This is a genomic window from Kitasatospora kazusensis (assembly GCF_039529945.1).
In the GTDB taxonomy this organism is placed as follows: domain Bacteria; phylum Actinomycetota; class Actinomycetes; order Streptomycetales; family Streptomycetaceae; genus Kitasatospora; species Kitasatospora kazusensis.
In genome coordinates this window covers 140,546-159,197 of the sequence record NZ_BAAANT010000011.1, presented here as the reverse complement: position 1 = coordinate 159,197, position 18,652 = coordinate 140,546, and the positions used below count along the sequence as shown (strand labels likewise).

At 70.8% G+C, this 18,652-nt stretch carries 18 protein-coding genes; 7 read left to right on the top strand and 11 right to left on the bottom strand.

Annotation, left to right across the window (positions count from 1 at the left end; translation table 11 throughout):
* Positions 1–220: 220 nt before the first annotated feature.
* Positions 221–1,543 carry an MFS transporter gene (locus tag ABD330_RS12545; protein WP_344464075.1) on the top strand — a complete coding sequence of 441 codons (1,323 nt, stop codon included), beginning with the start codon at positions 221–223 and terminating at the stop codon, positions 1,541–1,543.
* A 207-nt stretch (positions 1,544–1,750) separates the two neighbouring features.
* On the opposite strand, the gene ABD330_RS12540 is transcribed toward ABD330_RS12545, so the two are convergent.
* Genes ABD330_RS12540 through ABD330_RS12505 form a run of 8 tightly spaced genes read right to left on the bottom strand, consistent with a single transcriptional unit; the run spans position 1,751 to position 8,569 of the window.
* A complete protein-coding gene (locus tag ABD330_RS12540) occupies positions 1,751–2,149 on the bottom strand; it encodes a metal-sulfur cluster assembly factor (RefSeq protein ID WP_344464073.1) in 399 nt (132 codons plus the stop codon).
* Between the two features lie 22 nt (positions 2,150–2,171).
* The gene (gene sufU / locus ABD330_RS12535) at positions 2,172–2,624 is read right to left on the bottom strand and encodes a Fe-S cluster assembly sulfur transfer protein SufU (protein ID WP_344464071.1); all 453 of its coding nucleotides are present in this window, start codon (positions 2,622–2,624) and stop codon (positions 2,172–2,174) included.
* A gap of 14 nt (positions 2,625–2,638) precedes the next feature.
* The gene (locus tag ABD330_RS12530) at positions 2,639–3,892 is read right to left on the bottom strand and encodes a cysteine desulfurase (RefSeq protein ID WP_344464163.1); all 1,254 of its coding nucleotides are present in this window, start codon (positions 3,890–3,892) and stop codon (positions 2,639–2,641) included.
* Positions 3,893–3,921: 29 nt separating this feature from the next.
* The gene (gene sufC, locus ABD330_RS12525; RefSeq protein ID WP_344464069.1) at positions 3,922–4,686 is read right to left on the bottom strand and encodes a Fe-S cluster assembly ATPase SufC; all 765 of its coding nucleotides are present in this window, start codon (positions 4,684–4,686) and stop codon (positions 3,922–3,924) included.
* A gap of 2 nt (positions 4,687–4,688) precedes the next feature.
* Entirely contained in the window at positions 4,689–5,006 is a 318-nt protein-coding gene (locus ABD330_RS12520) for a bifunctional 3-phenylpropionate/cinnamic acid dioxygenase ferredoxin subunit (protein ID WP_344464067.1), read from the bottom strand.
* The gene (sufD, locus tag ABD330_RS12515) at positions 5,003–6,238 is read right to left on the bottom strand and encodes a Fe-S cluster assembly protein SufD (RefSeq protein ID WP_344464065.1); all 1,236 of its coding nucleotides are present in this window, start codon (positions 6,236–6,238) and stop codon (positions 5,003–5,005) included. Before sufD ends, ABD330_RS12520 begins: the two co-directional genes overlap by 4 nt.
* Positions 6,239–6,293: 55 nt before the next feature.
* The gene (gene sufB / locus ABD330_RS12510; protein ID WP_344464063.1) at positions 6,294–7,709 is read right to left on the bottom strand and encodes a Fe-S cluster assembly protein SufB; all 1,416 of its coding nucleotides are present in this window, start codon (positions 7,707–7,709) and stop codon (positions 6,294–6,296) included.
* On the bottom strand, positions 7,706–8,569 hold the full coding sequence (locus tag ABD330_RS12505; RefSeq protein ID WP_344464161.1) for a helix-turn-helix transcriptional regulator: 864 nt from the start codon (positions 8,567–8,569) through the stop codon (positions 7,706–7,708). The genes sufB and ABD330_RS12505 overlap by 4 nt, the downstream gene beginning before the upstream one ends.
* A gap of 290 nt (positions 8,570–8,859) precedes the next feature.
* On the opposite strand from ABD330_RS12505, the gene ABD330_RS12500 reads away from it, so the two are divergent.
* Together ABD330_RS12500 and ABD330_RS12495 are read left to right on the top strand one after the other, a co-directional pair.
* On the top strand, positions 8,860–9,786 hold the full coding sequence (locus ABD330_RS12500) for an ABC transporter ATP-binding protein (protein WP_344464061.1): 927 nt from the start codon (positions 8,860–8,862) through the stop codon (positions 9,784–9,786).
* The gene (locus tag ABD330_RS12495) at positions 9,783–10,550 is read left to right on the top strand and encodes an ABC transporter permease (protein WP_344464059.1); all 768 of its coding nucleotides are present in this window, start codon (positions 9,783–9,785) and stop codon (positions 10,548–10,550) included. The genes ABD330_RS12500 and ABD330_RS12495 overlap by 4 nt, the downstream gene beginning before the upstream one ends.
* Positions 10,551–10,675: 125 nt before the next feature.
* Here the strand turns inward: ABD330_RS12495 and ABD330_RS12490 are convergent, their stop codons facing one another.
* Entirely contained in the window at positions 10,676–11,248 is a 573-nt protein-coding gene (locus tag ABD330_RS12490; protein WP_344464057.1) for an LAETG motif-containing sortase-dependent surface protein, read from the bottom strand.
* 379 nt (positions 11,249–11,627) lie between these two features.
* Between ABD330_RS12490 and ABD330_RS12485 the strand changes: the two genes are divergently transcribed.
* Positions 11,628–12,593, top strand: coding sequence for a COX15/CtaA family protein (locus ABD330_RS12485; RefSeq protein ID WP_344464055.1), 966 nt, complete (start codon positions 11,628–11,630; stop codon positions 12,591–12,593).
* 63 nt (positions 12,594–12,656) lie between these two features.
* Here ABD330_RS12485 and ABD330_RS12480 read toward each other — a convergent pair whose 3' ends face one another.
* The gene (locus ABD330_RS12480) at positions 12,657–12,986 is read right to left on the bottom strand and encodes a hypothetical protein (protein ID WP_344464053.1); all 330 of its coding nucleotides are present in this window, start codon (positions 12,984–12,986) and stop codon (positions 12,657–12,659) included.
* Between the two features lie 227 nt (positions 12,987–13,213).
* Between ABD330_RS12480 and ABD330_RS12475 the strand changes: the two genes are divergently transcribed.
* Complete coding sequence (locus tag ABD330_RS12475; RefSeq protein WP_344464051.1) at positions 13,214–13,855, top strand: DUF2461 domain-containing protein; 642 nt, start codon at positions 13,214–13,216, stop codon at positions 13,853–13,855.
* A gap of 58 nt (positions 13,856–13,913) precedes the next feature.
* Here the strand turns inward: ABD330_RS12475 and ABD330_RS12470 are convergent, their stop codons facing one another.
* Positions 13,914–14,855: a heme o synthase gene (locus ABD330_RS12470; protein WP_344464049.1), complete on the bottom strand. Its 942-nt coding sequence runs from the start codon at positions 14,853–14,855 to the stop codon at positions 13,914–13,916.
* A 442-nt stretch (positions 14,856–15,297) separates the two neighbouring features.
* Between ABD330_RS12470 and tkt the strand changes: the two genes are divergently transcribed.
* Both tkt and tal read left to right on the top strand, forming a co-directional pair.
* The gene (gene tkt, locus ABD330_RS12465; protein ID WP_344464047.1) at positions 15,298–17,397 is read left to right on the top strand and encodes a transketolase; all 2,100 of its coding nucleotides are present in this window, start codon (positions 15,298–15,300) and stop codon (positions 17,395–17,397) included.
* A 100-nt stretch (positions 17,398–17,497) separates the two neighbouring features.
* Positions 17,498–18,616: a transaldolase gene (gene tal / locus ABD330_RS12460; RefSeq protein ID WP_344464045.1), complete on the top strand. Its 1,119-nt coding sequence runs from the start codon at positions 17,498–17,500 to the stop codon at positions 18,614–18,616.
* Positions 18,617–18,652: the final 36 nt, after the last annotated feature.

Below are 18,652 nucleotides of genomic sequence, written 5' to 3'. Positions count from 1 at the left end.
ACTCAGCGTATCCGCCCGGCGCCCCCCGTGCCGGTCTGCGCGCCGCCCGGTCCGTGCGACCACGTATCCTTCGGATGGCCCACTGCCCACCCCGCAGCGGCCCCGGGCAACGAAGCCCACTCCTTCCCACGTACATCTGTGCCACCGGGACTCCGCTGCCAGGCCACCACCCCGGGCCGGTCCGGCCCACGGTGGTGCCCAGCCACAGGAGACCCCTGCCATGGCGGACCTCTCCCCTGCCGGCCCCGGACTGTCCACAGCACAGTTCGACGGACGCCGGCTCTCGGAGGCCCTGCTCCCCCTGGAGCTCGCACCACGTACGCAGCTCCAGCTCGCCGCGATCAGCCGTTGGAACGCCGTGCGCGGCATCCGCGTCGGCCTGGTCGCCGCCGCGCTGCTCTTCCTGCTGATCGGCGCCAACCTGGCCACCCCGATCTACCCCGTGCTCCAGCAGCGTCTCGGGCTCACCGCCCTGGACACCACGATCCTCTTCACGGTGTACGTCTTCGCCCTCGTCCCGGTGCTCGCCGCCGTCGGACACTGGTCGGACCACCTGGGGCGCCGGGCGATGATCCTGCCCGCCGTCGCGGTCGCGGCCTGCGGGGACGCGCTCTTCGCCACCGCCCACAGCTTCTGGCAGCTGGCCGCCGGACGCGCCGTCCAGGGTGTCGCCGTCGCCCTCGCCACCGGCGCCGCCGGAGCCGCGCTGGGCGACCTGCTGCCCGACCACCCGACGCTGGCCGCCAAGCTCACGCTGGCCTGCTCGGCGGGCGGGGTGGCGCTCGGCCCGATCGTCGGCGCCTCGCTGTCCGGCGGGTCCAACCCGCTGCTGACGCCCTTCCTGGTGCACGCCGTCGCCCTGCTCGCGCTCTGCGTCCCGCTCGCCCTGGTGCACCCCCGGATGCCCGGCCGCCAGCGTCCGCCGGCCGCCCCGCCGCGGATCACCACCCCGGCCCACCTGCGCCCGCGCCGGCTGGCCCTGCCCGCCCGGGGCCGACGCGAGTTCCTGCTCGCCTCCGGGGCCGGCTTCGTCTCGTACGCGGTCTTCGGGGTGTACCTGAGCCTGGCGCCCGCCTTCTCCGCGAAGCTGCTGCACAGCGGCTCGCACATGACCGGCGCGGTGGTCGCGGCCCTGCTGCTCGGCTCCTCCGCCGCCGCCCAGCTGCTCGTCCCGCCCACGGCGGACCGCCTGGTGATCGCCCTCGGCATGGCCGGCCTGGCCGCCGGGCTGGCCATGGTGGTCGCCGCCGCGTACACCGGCACCCCGGCCCTGCTCTTCATCGGCAGCGTGCTCGGCGGCTCCTGCCAGGGCGTGGCCTTCCGCTCCCTCTTCACCACCGCGGTCGCCGCGATGGACCCGGAACGGCGCGGCAGCGAGATGTCCGCCCTCTGGGTCATCGTCTACCTCGGCAGCTCCCTCCCCATCGTCGCGGTCGGCGCCATCAGCCAGCACTACGGCCTCCTGCCGGCCGTCAGCGGGTTCGCGGCGCTGGCGGCGGTGGCCTGCCTCGGCCTCGCGGCAGCAGTGATCCGCAAGCGGTGAGCCCAAGGGGGCGCGGGGAACTGCGCGCGCAACCGTGCACCTTCGTTGTGCCTCGGTCGCGCAGTTCCCCGCGCCCCCATGGGTTGCCCAGTTACGTACGTGAACCCGGCGGTCCTGCCGCGGTTGCCGTAAGCGCACATGAAAACGCCACTGCCGTGGTCCCCCATGAAGGGAGCCCACGGCAGTGGCGTTCGCGTGGAGCGAGGCTCAGACGTTGAAGCCGAGCGCCCGCAGCTGGTCGCGGCCGTCGTCGGTGATCTTGTCCGGGCCCCACGGCGGCATCCAGACCCAGTTGATCCGGAGGTCCTGGACGAGGCCGTCGGTGGCGGTCTTCGCCTGGTCCTCGATGACGTCGGTCAGCGGGCAGGCCGCCGAGGTGAGCGTCATGTCGATGGTGGCCACGTCGGACTCGTCGATGTGGACGCCGTAGATCAGGCCCAGGTTGACCACGTCGATGCCCAGTTCGGGGTCGACGACGTCCATCAGGGCCTCGATCAGGTCCTCGACGGAGACGGTGCCCGCCGTGGTGCCGACGATGACCGTCGGTCCCTCGGTGGTGGCGGCCTCGGGGGCCACCACCTCCGGGGTGGTCTCGGTGTCGCTCATTGGTAAAGCCCTCCTCGGGCTGTCAGTCGTTGATGGCGGGCTGCTGGGCGAGCGCCTTCGCGGTCGCGTCCTTCCAGGCCATCCAGCTCAGCAGTGCGCACTTCACCCGGGCCGGGAACTTCGAGACACCGGCGAACGCGATGGCGTCCTCCAGCACCTCCTCGTCACCCTCCGCGGTGCCCTTGCTCTGCATCAGCGCCAGGAAGGCCTCCTGCACGACCTGCGCGTCGCCGACCGTCTTGCCGACCACCAGGTCGTTCAGGACGGAGGCGCTGGCCTGGCTGATCGAGCAGCCCTGGGAGTCGTACGAGACGTCCGCCACCACCGAGCCGTCGAGCCGCACCCGCAGGGTGATCTCGTCGCCGCAGGTCGGGTTGACGTGGTGCACCTCGACGTCGCCGTCGCGCAGGCCCTTGCCGTGGGGATTGCGGTAGTGGTCCAGGATGATGTCCTGGTACATCGAGTCGAGCTTCATGGTGTCCCTCCCCGTCAGCCGAAGAAGTTGCGGACGTGCTGCAGGCCGTCGATGAGCGCGTCGACGTCGGACGGCGTGGAGTACAGGTAGAACGACGCCCGGGTGGTCGCCGGAATCCCGTACCGCAGGCAGACCGGCCGCGCGCAGTGGTGGCCGACCCGGACGGCGATGCCCTGCTCGTCCAGCACCTGGCCCACGTCGTGCGGGTGGATGTCGCCGAGCACGAACGAGATCGCGGCGCCGCGGTCCACGGCCGTGCGCGGGCCGATGATCCGCAGGTCGGGGACCTCCTGGAGGCGGGCCATCGCGTACTCGGTGAGCGTGTGCTCGTGAGCGGCGATCTTGTCCATGCCGATGTTGGTCAGGTAGTCGATGGCGGCTCCCAGCCCGACCGCCTGGGCGATCGGCGGGGTGCCGGCCTCGAACTTGTGCGGCGCGGGGGCGTAGGTGGACGAGCCCATCGTGACGGTCTCGATCATCTCGCCGCCGCCGAGGAACGGCGGGAGGTCCTCCAGCAGCTCCTGGCGGCCCCAGAGCACGCCGATGCCGGTCGGGGCCAGCATCTTGTGCCCGGTGAAGGCGACGAAGTCGGCCTCCAGCGCCTGCACGTCCAGCACCATGTGCGGGGCCGCCTGCGAGGCGTCGATCAGCACCAGGGCGCCGACGGCCTGGGCGCGGCGGACGATCGCCTCGGCCGGGTTGACCGTGCCCATCAGGTTGGAGACCAGCGTGAAGGAGACGATCTTCGTCTTCTCGGTGATCAGCTCGTCGATGTTGGACAGGTCGAGCCGGCCCTCGTCGGTGAGCCCGAACCACTTCAGCTTCGCGCCGGTGCGCTGCGAGAGCAGCTGCCACGGCACGATGTTGGAGTGGTGCTCCATCTCGGTGATGACGATCTCCGCGTCCGCGTCCACGCGGTACGGCTCGTCGGCCCAGCCGAGCATGTTGGCGACGAGGTTGAGCGACTCCGAGGCGTTCTTGGTGAAGATCACCTCGTCCCGGCTCGGTGCGTTGATGAACGCCGCGACCTTGTCGCGGGCGCCCTCGTACAGCGCCGTGGCCTCCTCGGCCAGCACGTGCACGCCGCGGTGCACGTTGGCGTTGTGGCGCTCGTAGTACGCGTTGAGCGCGTCGAGCACCTGCCGGGGCTTCTGCGAGGTCGCCGCGTTGTCGAGGTAGACCAGGGGCTTGTCGTCGTGCAGCACGCGCTGCAGGATCGGGAAGTCCTTGCGGATCGCCTCGCCGAACTCCTGGGCCGGAGCCAGCAGGCCCGTGAATGCCGGGCCGGGAATGGTCGTCACTCGGAAGCGCCACCCTTCACGTAAGCCGCGTAGCCCTCGTTCTCCAGCTTGTCCGCGAGCTCGGCGCCGCCGGACTCGACGATGCGACCGGCCGAGAAGACGTGCACGTGGTCGGGCTTGATGTACTTCAGGATGCGGGTGTAGTGCGTGACCAGCAGGGTGCCGACCTCGCCGGAGGAGGCGACCCGGTTGATGCCCTCGGAGACCTGGCGCAGCGCGTCGACGTCCAGACCGGAGTCGGTCTCGTCGAGGATGGCGATCTTCGGCTTGAGCAGCTCCAGCTGGAGGATCTCGTGGCGCTTCTTCTCGCCGCCGGAGAAGCCCTCGTTCACGTTGCGCTCGGCGAAGGCCGGGTCCATCTGCAGGGCGGCCATCGCCTCCTTGACCTCCTTGACCCAGAGCCGGAGCTTCGGGGCCTCGCCGCGGATCGCGGTGGCGGCGGTGCGCAGGAAGTTGGAGACCGAGACGCCGGGGACCTCGACCGGGTACTGCATGGCGAGGAAGACGCCGGCCCGGGCGCGCTCGTCGACCGTCATCGCGAGCACGTCGACGCCGTCGAGCAGCACCTCACCGCTGGTGACGGTGTACTTCGGGTGACCGGCCAGCGTGTAGGCCAGGGTCGACTTGCCCGAGCCGTTGGGGCCCATGATGGCGTGGGTCTCGCCCTGCTTCACGGTCAGGTCGACGCCGCGCAGGATCTCGCGGGCGCCGCCCTCGGTCTCGACGGAGACGTGCAGGTCGCGGATTTCAAGGGTTGCCATGCTCAGGACTCCTGGTTGACGGAGACGAGCACATCGTCCCCTTCGATCTTTACGGGGTAAACGGGAACCGGCTTGGTGGCGGGCAGCCCGGAGGGCTTGCCGGAGCGCAGGTCGAAGCTGGAGCCGTGCAGCCAGCACTCGATCATGCAGTCCTCGACCTCGCCCTCGGAGAGCGAGACGTTCGCGTGCGAGCAGATGTCGTTGATCGCGAACACCTCCCCCTCGGTGCGGACGAGGGCGACCGGCACACCGTTGAGCTCGACGCGCTTGGGGGTGTCCTCCGCCAAGTCGGCGACCGAGCAGGCGCGAAGGTAACTCATCCGACGTTCGCTTCCAGCTCGGCGTCGATCTTCTCCAGCAGGTGGTCCTGGATCTCCGGGACACCGATCTGCTGCACCAGCTCGGCGAAGAAGCCGCGCACCACCAGGCGGCGGGCCTCGTCGGCCGGGATGCCGCGGGACTGGAGGTAGAACAGCTGCTCGTCGTCGAAGCGGCCGGTCGCCGAGGCGTGGCCGGCGCCGACGATCTCGCCGGTCTCGATCTCCAGGTTCGGGATCGAGTCGACCCGGGCGCCGTCGGTGAGCACCAGGTTGCGGTTGTGCTCGTAGGTGTCGGTGCCCTCGGCGGCGGCGCGGATCAGCACGTCGCCGACCCAGACCGCGTGCGCGTCCTTGCCCTGCAGCGCGCCCTTGTAGACCACGTTGGAGCGGCAGTGCGGGGTGTCGTGGTCGATCTGGAGGCGGTGCTCCTGGTGCTGGCCGGCGTCCGCGAAGTACAGGCCGTACAGCACGGCCTCGCCGCCGGGGGCGGCGTAGGTGACGCGCGGGTGCAGCCGGACGACGTCGCCGCCGAAGGTGACCACGACGGACTTGAACGAGGCGTCCCGGCCGACCAGGGCGGTCTGCTGGGCGACGTGCACCGCGTCCCGCTCCCAGTCCTGGACGGAGACGAAGGTGAGCTTCGCGCCGTCGCCGACCAGCAGCTCGACGTTGGCGGCGCGGGTGCCGGTGCCGGTGTGGTTCAGCAGCACGACGGCCTCGGCGAACGGCTTGACGTCGATCACCACGTGCGAGAAGCGGACCCCGCCCTCGCCGTGCACGTCGATCTTCACCGGCTCGGTCAGCACCGCGTCCTTGGGGACGGTGACGACCAGCGCCTCCTGGAAGGAGCTGAACGCCTGCGCGGCGACCCGGTCGACCGGCTTGCCGGCCTTGCCGAGCCGCACGTCGTCCCGGCCGACGGTCTCGGCGGTGACGCCGGCGGGCAGGACGGTCTCGACCTTGTCCTCGCCCGCAGCGCCCTCGGCGGCGGTCCCGTCGTGCAGACCGGCCAGGCGGTGCAGCGGGGTGAACCGCCAGTCCTCCTCGCGGCCGGTGGGCACCGGGAAGTCGTTCACGTCGTACGAGGGCTTGACCGCGACGCGGGCGTCGATCGGCTGCTGCACGGTGGCGCGGCCCGTACCGGGGCCGGCAAGCTGCGCGCCGGCTCCGGCGGTGCCTACCTCGATCGACCCGGCGGTGGTGGAGCCGGTGGGGGTGTTGACGTCAGCCATGGCTGTCGTAGTGCTCTCTTCCTAAAGATGTGGGTGGACTGCGTGCGGCTGCGGGTCAGCCGACGGAGCCCTCCATCTGCAGCTCGATCAGCCGGTTCAGCTCCAGCGCGTACTCCATCGGGAGCTCGCGGGCGATCGGCTCGACGAAGCCACGGACGATCATCGCCATCGCCTCGAACTCGGTCAGGCCCCGGCTCATCAGGTAGAAGAGCTGGTCGGCGCTGACCTTGGAGACCGTCGCCTCGTGCGCCATCGACACGTCGTCCTCGCGGACGTCCACGTACGGGTAGGTGTCCGAGCGCGAGATGGTGTCGACCAGCAGCGCGTCGCACATCACGTTCGACTTGGCGCCCTTGGAGCCCTCGCCGATCTCGATCAGACCGCGGTACGACGTCCGGCCACCGCCGCGCGCCACCGACTTGGAGACGATGTTCGAGGAGGTGTTCGGAGCCATGTGCACCATCTTGGCGCCGGCGTCCTGGTGCTGGCCCTCGCCCGCGAAGGCGATCGACAGCGTCTCGCCCTTGGCGTGCTCGCCCATCAGGTAGACGGCCGGGTACTTCATGGTGACCTTGGAACCGATGTTGCCGTCGATCCACTCCATGGTCGCGCCCTCGTACGCCACGGCGCGCTTGGTGACCAGGTTGTAGACGTTGTTCGACCAGTTCTGGATCGTCGTGTAGCGGCAGCGGCCGCCCTTCTTGACGATGATCTCGACCACGGCGCTGTGCAGCGAGTCCGAGGAGTAGATCGGCGCGGTGCAGCCCTCGACGTAGTGGACGTAGGCGTCCTCGTCGACGATGATCAGCGTCCGCTCGAACTGGCCCATGTTCTCGGTGTTGATCCGGAAGTAGGCCTGCAGCGGGATGTCCACCTTGACGCCCGGGGGGACGTAGATGAACGAGCCGCCGGACCACACGGCCGTGTTCAGCGCGGCGAACTTGTTGTCGCCCGCCGGGATCACGGTGCCGAAGTACTCCTTGAAGATCTCCGGGTGCTGCTTCAGCGCGGTGTCCGTGTCGAGGAAGATCACGCCCTGCTCCTCCAGGTCCTCACGGATCTGGTGGTAGACGACCTCGGACTCGTACTGCGCGGCGACACCGGCGACCAGGCGCTGCTTCTCCGCCTCCGGGATGCCGAGGCGGTCGTACGTCGCCTTGATGTCGGCGGGCAGGTCCTCCCAGGACTCGGCCTGCTTCTCGGTCGAGCGCACGAAGTACTTGATGTTGTCGAAGTCGATGCCCGAGAGGTCGGAGCCCCAGGTCGGCATGGGCTTCTTGCCGAACAGCTTGAGGCCCTTGAGCCGCAGGTTCAGCATCCACTCGGACTCGGACTTCTTCGACGAGATGTCGCGGACGACGTCCTCGCTGAGGCCGCGCTTGGCCACCGAACCGGCGGCGTCGGGGTCGGACCAGCCGTACTCGTAGGTGCCCAGGCCGTCGAGCTCCGGGTGCGAAACGGTGTCAGTCATGCGAGGTTCCTCCGCGCGGACGCAGGTTCTGATGGGATTGACGTACCGGCAGTCGGCGCGGCATCGGGCGCCGGACGAGGGCCTTGCGGCCCGCCCTGCGACGATGCGGCACCGGGTGCCGGCACATAAGTGGTGCAGACCCCGTCACCATGGGCGATCGTGGCCAGCCTTTGCACATGGGTGCCCAGGAGCTGGGAGAAGACCTCGGTCTCCGCCTCGCAGAGCTGTGGGAACTGCTCGGCGATGTGCGCGACCGGGCAGTGGTGCTGGCAGAGCTGAGCGCCGGCCGGAGCCTTCGCACCGGCGGCGGACGGGACGCGCCGCACAGTGGCAGCGTACCCGTCGGCGCTCAGGGCCTCGGCGAGCGCCTCGGTGCGGTCACCCGCTCCGGCCTCCTCCAGCGACCCCAGGTACTTCTGGCCCTGCCGGGCGAACCGGGCCCGGGCGAAGGCGGCGACCGCCTCCCCGCCCGCCTTGCCGCCGCCCGCCGCGTCGGAGATCCAGCGCAGCGCGTCGGCGGCGAGCTGGTCGTACGCCTGGTAGAAGGCGTCCCGGCCGGACTCGGTCAGCGCGAACAGCTTGGCCGGACGCCCCCGGCCCCGGCTGCCGTAGACCCGCTGCTCGCGGGACTCCACCAGGCCGGAGGCCAGCAGCCCGTCCAGGTGGCGGCGGACCGCCGCACTGGTGAGGCCGAGCCGCCCTGCCAGGTCGGCGGCCGAGGAGGGCCCGTGGTCGAGGATCGAACGTGCGACCCGGTCCCGGGTGGCCCGGTGGCCGTCCAGCAGCACCTCGGTCGCGGTCGCGGGCACGGCACAGCCAGGGGCCGACTCGGCCTCCGGCTGCTCGTCGCGCTCGCGCATTGTTTTCACAACACCAGTGTTGCGTAATTACTTCCGGAAGGACAAGCCGTGACCCACGCCTCATTGGTGGGATCAGTCACGCAGGCAAGCCTTACCTTAGGCGGCCGACCGGTGGCAGCCAGGGGCGCGTGACTGCGCGGAGTCGGAAGGCACCGCGCCGCACTCTCCCGCTCCGCGCAGTTCTCCCCCGGCCTTCGGCCGGGAGGTACCCCACGCGCCCCTGTCCGTGGCCGGCCAGTTGCGTGCGCCCCTGGGAGAGCCCGTCCTGCTGGGCTCCTTAGACTCGCCGTATGCAGAAGCAACCCGCGGTCTCGGTGGCCGGGCTAGTGAAGCGGTACGGCGCCAAGACCGCGGTCGACGGTCTGGACCTGGAGATCCCGGGCGGGGCGGTCACCGCCGTGCTCGGCCCGAACGGCGCCGGCAAGACCACCACGATCGAGATCTGCGAGGGCTACCGCCGCCCGGACGCGGGCACCGTCCGCGTCCTCGGCCTCGATCCGGTGGCGGACGCGGCGCAGCTGAAGCCCCGGGTCGGCGTCATGCTGCAGTCCGGCGGCGTGTACGCCGGCGCACGCGCCGTCGAAATGCTCCAGCACACCGCCAAGCTGCACGCGAACCCGCTGGACGTCCCGGAGCTGGTCGAGCGGCTCGGCCTCGGCTCCTGCGGCCGCACCACCTACCGCCGGCTCTCCGGCGGCCAGCAGCAGCGGCTCGCGTTGGCGATGGCCGTGGTCGGCCGCCCCGAACTGGTCTTCCTGGACGAGCCGACGGCCGGCCTCGACCCGCAGGCCCGCCGCGCCACCTGGGAGCTGGTCCGCGACCTGCGCCGGGACGGCGTCACCGTGGTGGTGACCACCCATCACATGGACGAGGCCGAACAGCTCGCCGACCGGGTCGCCGTCGTCGACCGCGGCCGGGTCATCGCCACCGGCAGCCCCGAGGAGCTCTGCCGAAGCGGCGCGGAGAGCAGCCTGCGCTTCGACGGCCCGCCCGGGCTCGACCTCGGCGGCCTGCTCAAGGTGCTCCCTGACGGTGCGTCGGTCGCCGAACCCGCCCCCGGCTCGTACCGGGTCGAGGCGCCGATCGACCCCCAACTGCTCGCCACCGTCACCGGCTGGTGCGCACAGGCGGGCGTCATGCCGGACAGGCTGACGGTGCAACGGCGCAGCCTCGAAGACGTCTTCCTCGACCTGACCGGACGGGACCTGCGCTCATGACCACCTCCTACACGCCCGCCCCCGGCGCCGCGCCCGTCGGCCGGATGCTGCTCGCGCAGACCGCCTTCGAGACGAAGATGCTGCTGCGCAACGGCGAGCAGCTGCTGCTCACCGTGGTCATCCCGACCGTGCTGCTGGTGCTGTTCAGCGCCGTGGACGTGGTCTCGGTGACCGGGCCCGGCAAGCGGGTCGACTTCCTGGCGCCCGGACTGCTGGCGCTCGCCGTGATGTCCACGGCCTTCACCGGCCAGGCGATCGCGACCGGCTTCGAGCGCCGGTACGGCGTGCTCAAGCGCCTCGGCGCGAGCCCGCTGCCGCGCTGGGCGCTGCTCACCGCGAAGACCGGATGCGTGCTGGTCACCGAGGCGCTCCAGGTCGCGCTGCTCTCGGTGATCGCGCTGGCGCTGGGCTGGTCGCCGCAGGGCAACGTGCTCGCGGTGGTGGCGCTGCTGGTGCTGGGCACGGCCGCGTTCTCGGGCCTGGGCCTGCTGATGGCCGGGACGCTCAAGGCGGAGGCCACGCTGGCCGGGGCCAACCTGGTGTTCATCCTGCTGCTGCTGGCCGGCGGGGTGGTCGTCCCGCTCTCCAAGTTCCCCTCGGGCGTCCGCTCTGCCCTGGACCTGCTGCCGATCAGCGCGCTGTCCGACGGCCTGCGCTCGGTCCTCCAGTACGGCGCCGGGATGCCCTGGTCCGACCTCGGGATCCTGGCCGTCTGGGCGGTGCTGGGGCTCGCCGCGGCGGCGCGTTTCTTCCGCTGGGAATAGCGGCGACGCGAAGGGGCGCGGGGACCGCGCGACCGACCGTGCACGTACGTCGTGCGGTGGTCGTGCGGTCCCCGCGCCCCTGTCACATCCGCCGGGCCCCGGGCGGAGCCTTGGACGGACCGGTCTTAGTGGCGGCGCGCCGCGCGGCGACGGTTGGCGAAGAGCAGCCCGCCGCCGAGTGCGACGACCGCCGCACCGATACCCGCGATCATCGGGGCGTCACTGCCGCCACCGGTGGAGGCCAGCACCGGCCCGGAGGGGGTCGGCGTCGGGGTGGCCGGCTTGCTCGCCGACGGCGTCACCGAGGGGCTCGGGGTGGCCGAGTGCGAGGCCGACACCGACGGGGACGGGCTCGGCGAGGCCGAGTGGCTCGGCGGCGGGGTCACCGGGCAGACCGGGATCTTCTCGGTGAGCGTCTTGTTCCAGTCCGGGTTCTTCGGGTTCTCCGAGGTGGCCACGGTCACCACGGCCTCGATCGGCGCGGCGTGCTTCGGGTCGACCTTGAAGGTCTGGTTGAACGAGGCCGGGAACCGCTGGTCGGTGACGACCGCCTTGCCGTCGATCGTGACGCTGATGGTGTTCTTGTACTTCTCGTCCGCGTTGTACAGGGTCACGTCGACCGTGACCGAGTCACAGGTCGAGGTGATCTGCTGCGTGTGCGCCGAGGCGACGCCCGCCAGCGTCAAAGGCGTGATCACCCCAAGGGCAACCGCCGCCGCGAGTGTGCCGCCAGATATCCGACGCTTTACTGCCATGTCGACTTTTCCTCCCGAACAACCTTGGTACGGAAGGGCATTGCCCTCCCCAATACCTGAGAACCGGACTCTACCGGTCTGGGCAGGCCCTGCCATCCCCGCCGGATGGCTGGATATCCACGTTTGAAGCAGCCCACCACAGTCACATGATCGACCACGTCCGATGACGGAAAATGAACCCGTACCGAACACGACCGATCGACGAGCGCACATCCGTGCCGATCATCAGACCGTTCTGCCGCGAACCGTCCGTTTTGTGGTTCTACGCGCACCGGGGCGGCCCCGCCCCAAGATCGGCAACCGGCCGACCTAGGATGAGCGGGTGCGTACCCCCTCCTCCCTCCTCGCCGACCGCTGGCACCCGTCCGCCGTGACCGTCCGGCGGGCCGCGATGGCCGCGCTGGTGATGAGCGTGGTCATCGTGGTCACCGGCGGCGCCGTCCGGCTCACCTCCTCCGGCCTCGGCTGCACCACCTGGCCCCGCTGCACCGGCGAGAGCCTGACGCCGACGCCAGCGATGGGCATCCACGGCGTCATCGAGTTCACCAACCGGATGCTGACGTACGTCCTGTGCGCGGCGGTCGGCTGGGTCACCCTGGCGGCGCGCTGCGCCCGGCCGTGGAGACGGAGCCTCACCAAGCTGGGGTGGGCGCAGTTCTGGCTGGTGATGAGCAACGCCGTGCTCGGCGGCATCACCGTGCTCACCGGCCTCAACCCGTACACCGTGGCACTGCACCTGATCGCCGCGATGGCGCTGGTCTGGGTCGCGTTGCAGCTGTGGGAGCGCGCGAAGGAGGGGGACGGCGCGCCGCAGCCCGCCGTGAGCCGTCCGATCGTCCAGCTCTCCTACCTGCTGGTGACGGTGATCGGCCTGCTGGTGGCCGTCGGGACACTGGTCACCGGCGCCGGCCACCACCCGGGCTCGCCCGGCAAGGACGGCAAGCCCGTCCCCCGCATCCCGCTGGACTACGACCGGCTCGCCCAGGCCCACGCCGACCTGGCGTTCCTCTCCTTCGGCGTGGTGCTCGCGGTGATCTTCGTCTTCGCGGCCGTCAAGGCCCCGCCGGCCGCGCGGGCCCGCGCCCGCGAGCTGTTCGTCGTCCTGCTCGCCCAGGGCCTGCTCGGCTTCGTCCAGTACTTCACGCACGTACCGGAGATCCTGGTCGGCATCCACATGCTCGGCGCCACCCTGGTCTGGATCGCCGCCCTGCGGATCCCGCTCGCCCTGCGCGAGCGGCCCGAGGAACCGGCCACGGCCGTCCCGGCCCAGGCCCTGCAGAACGCCTGACCCGTACGCGAAAGGGGCCCCGACATTCGTCGGGGCCCCTTTCGCGTACGTACGTGTGTACGGTCAGCCGCCGAGCTGGATACCGGCCATCCGCTTCCATTCGTACGAACCGGTCCTGACCTTCAGCCCGAGCTCGCCCTCGAAGGAATCGTGCAGCGTCAGGCCCGCCAGCTCGGCCGCACGCCGGCCGACGGCGTACGTCGGGGCGACCTGGTCGCCCCAGGCGCCGTCCGCGCCGACCATGACGATCCGGGTGGCGACCCCGCCGACGTACTCGACGACGCCCTCGGCGCTGCCGCCGTGCTGCTTGGCGAAGCTGCCGATGTGCTTGGCGATGCGCTTGGCGCGGCGCTCGGCACGGGCGGTGGTGGTGGCTGTCTCTGCGCTGCTCATGCCCGCATGCTACCGAGCGGTAGCGGGGGTGGCGACGGCAAGGGCACGTGCGGTCGGCCACACCTGGGGTCAGGAGTCCGCGCTTCGCGGCGGATACCGAACAGCTCAGGGCAACCACATCAGGGGCGCGGGGAACTGCGCGCGCAACCGTGCACCACCGTCACTCCCGATTCGCGCAGTTCCCCGCGCCCCTGGGGGCACCCCGCCCCGCGTCATAGACTCGGAGCGTGACCTTCCACGGATGGCAGCCCGAGGCTCTCGACTTCTACCAGGGTCTGGAGGCCGACAACTCCAAGTCGTACTGGGCCGCCCGCAAGGCGCTGTACGAGGAGGCCGTGCACGCCCCGATGGCGGAGCTGCTCGACCGGCTGGAGGACGAGTTCGGGCCGGGGAAGATCTTCCGGCCGAACCGGGACGTGCGGTTCAGTGCCGACAAGTCGCCCTACAAGACGCACATCGGCGCGTTCCTCGAGGCCGGCGGCTACGTCCAGTTGTCCGCCGACGGCCTCGCCTGCGGCAACGGGATGTACCAGCTCGCCGCGGACCAGCTGAGCCGTTACCGGGCCGCCGTCGCCGAGGACCTCTCCGGCGCCGAGCTGGAGCGGGTGATCGCCCGGGTCCGCAAGGCCGGTCCGACCGTGGTCGGCCGTGATCCGCTGAAGACCGCTCCGCGCGGTGTCGCGAAGGACCACCCGAGGATCGAGCTGCTCCGGAACAAGGGCCTGATCGCCTGGCAGGAGTGGGAGCCGGCCGACTGGCTGGGCAGTCCGGCCGCCGCCGACCGGATCACGGCGTTCCTGCGCGCCTCGCAGCCGCTGAAGGACTGGCTGGACGGCCACGTCGGGCCGAGCGAACTGCCGCCGCGATAGCCGAACGCCCCTGCCGGCTGACCCGGCAGGGGCGTTCGCTGCGACTGTGGGGCGGCGGCTACCTGAGGAACGGGTCCACCGCGACGACCACGAACAGCAGGGTCAGGTAGGTGATGGACCAGTGGAACAGCCGCATCTCCTTGAGCTTCGCTCCGACCACCCCGGCCTTGGCCCGGGCGTGCAGTGCGTGCGCCTCCTTGAGCCAGAACGCGCCGAGCACCACCGCCGAGACGGGGTACAGCCAGCTGGTGTGGGCCAGCGGCCACAGGGCCAGCGAGACGGCGACCATCACCCAGGAGTACGCGATGATCTGGCGCGCCACGACCAGGTTGCCCTTGACGACCGGGAGCATCGGCACGTTGGCCCTCGCGTAGTCCTCGCGGACCTTCATCGAGAGCACCCAGGTGTGCGGCGGCGTCCAGAAGAAGATGACCAGGAAGAGCACCAGCGCGGACCAGGAGACCGAGTCGGTGACGGCGGCCCAGCCGACGAAGACCGGCATGCAGCCGGCGATGCCGCCCCAGACGATGTTCTGCGCGGTGCGGCGCTTGAGGCCGAGGGTGTAGACGAAGACGTAGAAGAGGAGCGCGGCCAGCGCCAGCCCGGAGGACAGCCAATTGACCAGCAGTCCGAGCCAGAGCGTCGAGCCGACGGCCAGCGCGATGCCGAAGACCAGCGCCTCGCGCGGCGACACCATGCCGGTGACCAGCGGGCGGCGCTCGGTCCGGGTCATCATGGCGTCGATGTCCCGGTCGATGTACATGTTGAGCGCGTTGGCACCGCCGGCCGACATGTAGCCGCCGACGACGACGTAGAGGACGCCCAGCAGGTCGGGCACCCCACGCTGGGCCAGGAACATCACCGGCACCGTCGTGATCAGCAGCAGCTCGATGATCCGAGGCTTGGTCAGTGCGACGAATGCCCCGACACGGGCCCCGAACGGCCGGTGCGCAGGGGTCGTCCCGGCCACCCCGGCAGGGCGGGATTCGACGGCGGTCACGAACACCCCAACTCAAGATGAATCTTCACAGGCGTCACCGGGACCGTTGGGCGCCGATGCGTTCGCGCTGCGCGTACCACGCCACCTTAGACGCTCCCCATCTCCCGACCGGCCCCGGGGTCCCCCGGCGAGGCGGAACCGCACACCGCCGGGTGAACCCTCCCAAATCGCCCGTCGCCCGTACCGCTCACCGAACGGGCGGACCCGACCGATCCGGGTCAGGGTGGGACAGGAAACCTGGCACAGTCGGCGGGATTTTCGGGCACGGGTTTCCCGGTCGTCCCGGCACGCGGGGCAGGGGCCACTAGGGCGGTAGGCTCGCACAGAGAAGCGGGATCAACCCTCCGTGACCGGCACCATCCATGCGTCAGGTCCACAGCGCCGTGGCCGACCCGGTCCCTCACGGGGTCACTCTTCATTACGGAAGGAGCCCTGAGACAGGGTGAGCACCACGCCGACGAACGCATTCGAGTGGACCGAGCTGGATCAGCGGACCGTCGACACGGCCCGGGTCCTGGCCATGGACGCAGTCCAGAAGGTCGGGAACGGACACCCCGGGACGGCCATGTCGCTGGCCCCCGCGGCCTACCTGATCTTCCAGCGTTTCCTGCGCCACGACCCCACCGACCCGGCCTGGGCGGGCCGCGACCGCTTCGTCCTCTCCCCGGGACACACGTCGCTGACCCTCTACACCCAGCTCTACCTCTCGGGTTACGGTCTGTCACTGGACGACCTCAAGGCCTTCCGGGTCGCGGGCAGCCGCACCCCGGGCCACCCGGAGCACGGGCACACCGCCGGCGTCGAGACCACCACCGGTCCGCTGGGCCAGGGCATGGCCAACGCGGTGGGCATGGCGATGGCCGCCCGCTACGAGCGCGGCCTGTTCGACCCCGAGGCCCCGGCGGGCGAGAGCCCGTTCGACCACACCATCTGGGCGATCGTCTCCGACGGCGACCTGGAGGAGGGCATCTCCGCCGAGGCGTCCTCGCTGGCGGGGCACCAGGCGCTCGGCAACCTGGTCGCGCTGTACGACGACAACCACATCTCGATCGAGGGCGACACCGCCACCGCGTTCTCCGAGGACGTGCTGGCACGGTACGAGGCGTACGGCTGGCACGTGCAGCGGGTGACGCCGAAGTCCGACGGCGACATCGACGTGCACGCCCTCGCGGTCGCGCTGGACGCGGCCAAGGCCGAGACCTCGCGCCCGTCGATCATCGCGATGCGCACGATCATCGCCTGGCCGGCCCCCGACGCGCAGAACACCGCGAAGGCGCACGGCTCCGCGCTCGGCGACGCCGAGATCGCGGCGACCAAGAAGGTGCTGGGCTTCGACCCGCAGAAGACCTTCGAGGTCACCGAGGCCGTCATCGACCACGCGCGCGAGGTCGTGCAGCGCGGCAAGGCCGTCCGCACCGAGTGGGAGGCCTCCTTCCACGCCTGGCGCGAGGCCGACCCGGAGCGCTCGGCCGAGTTCGACCGGATCACCGCGGGCGAGCTGCCCGACGGCTGGGAGAAGCACGTCCCGGTCTTCCCGGCCGGCAAGGACGTCGCGACCCGCAAGGCCTCCGGCGACACCCTCAAGGCGATCGGCTCGGTCGTCCCGGAGCTGTGGGGCGGCTCGGCCGACCTCGCGGAGTCCAACCTGACCACGATCGACGAGAGCAGCTCGTTCCTCCCCGCGGGCAACCCGCTGAAGTCGGCCAGCCCGTACGGCCGGACGATCCACTTCGGCATCCGCGAGCACGCCATGGGCTCGACCATGAACGGCATCGCGCTGCACGGCAACACCCGCGTGTTCGGCGGCACCTTCCTGGTGTTCGCCGACTACATGCGCCCGGCCGTCCGGCTCGCCGCGCTCATGAAGCTGCCGGTGACGTACGTCTGGACGCACGACTCGATCGGCCTCGGCGAGGACGGCCCGACCCACCAGCCGGTCGAGCACCTGGCCTCGCTGCGCGCCATCCCCGGGCTGGCCATGGTCCGCCCGGCCGACGCCAACGAGACGGCCGTCGCCTGGCGCACCATCATGGAGCGCCACTCCAGCCACCCCGGCCCGGTCGGCCTGGCGCTCACCCGGCAGAACGTGCCGACCTACGACCGCGAGGTGTTCGGCTCCGCCGACCTCACGGCCAAGGGCGGCTACGTGCTGGCCGAGGCGTCCGACAGCGCGCCCAAGGTGATCCTGATCGGCACCGGCTCCGAGGTCCAGCTCGCCGTCGCGGCGCGCGAGGCGCTGGAGGCCGACGGCATCCCCACCCGCGTGGTGTCGATGCCCTCGATCGAGTGGTTCAACGAGCAGGACCAGGCGTACCGCGACAGCGTGCTGCCGCCGAACGTCCGGGCCCGGGTCTCGGTCGAGGCGGGCATCGCCCAGGGCTGGCGCGAGCTGGTCGGCGACGCCGGCCGGATCATCAGCCTGGAGCACTTCGGCGCCTCCGCCGACTACAAGGTGCTCTTCCAGGAGTTCGGCCTGACCGCCGAGGCCGTGGCGAACGCCGCCCGCGCCTCGCTGCGTACGGTCGAGGCCGTCTCCCGCTAGTACCACCTGGGGCCGCGTATCCGACCGCACATCGGATGCGCGGCCCGTCTGACTACCCCACAGCACAGACGAAAAAAGACGAAGAAGAGGATGAAGGACCATGACTGACGCATTGAAGCGCCTCAGCGACGAAGGCGTGGCGATCTGGCTGGACGACCTCAGCCGTGAGCGTCTGAACACCGGCAACCTCGCCGAGCTGGTGCAGACCAAGCACGTGGTCGGTGTCACGACCAACCCGACCATCTTCCAGAAGGCCATCGGCGGCGGCCACTCCTCGTACGACGCCCAGCTGCGCGACCTCGCCGTCCGCAAGGTCACCACGGACGAGGCCGTCCGCATGATCACCACCTCGGACGTGCGCGACGCGGCCGACGTACTGCGCCCCGTCTACGACGCGAGCAACGGCCGGGACGGCCGGGTCTCCATCGAGGTCGACCCGCGCCTGGCGCACCAGACCGGCCCGACCGTGGCCGAGGCCAAGCAGCTGTGGTGGCTGGTCGACCGCCCGAACGTGTTCATCAAGATCCCCGCCACCAAGGCCGGCCTGCCCGCCATCGCCGAGGTGCTCGGCCGGGGCATCAGCGTCAACGTCACGCTGATCTTCTCGCTGGAGCGCTACCGCGCGGTCATGGACGCCTTCCTGACCGGCCTGGAGAAGGCCAAGGCGGCCGGCCTGGACCTCTCCCAGATCGAGTCCGTCGCCTCCTTCTTCGTCTCCCGCGTGGACACCGAGATCGACAAGCGGCTGTCCAAGATCGGCGGCGAGGCCGCCGCGCTGAAGTCGAAGGCCGCCCTGGCCAACGCCCGCCTCGCCTACCAGGCGTACGAGGAGGTCTTCTCGTCCGACCGCTGGAACGCGCTGGAGGCCGCCGGAGCCAAGGCGCAGCGTCCGCTCTGGGCCTCGACCGGTGTCAAGGACCCGGCCCTGCCGGACACCCTGTACGTGACCGAACTGGTCGCCCCCGGCACCGTCAACACCATGCCCGAGGCCACCCTGGACGCCACCGGCGACCACGGCGTCGTCACCGGCGACACCATCACCCCGAACTACGCCGACGCGAAGGCCGTGATGGACGCCCTCGCCGCCGTCGGCGTGGACTACGACGACGTCGTCCAGGTACTGGAGGACGAGGGCGTCGAGAAGTTCGAGCAGTCCTGGAAGGAACTGCTCGACACCGTCACCGCGTCGCTGGCCTCCTTCGCCGACGGCGAGAAGTGACCTCCCCGCTCACAGCAGTCCCACGGAAAGCGGTGC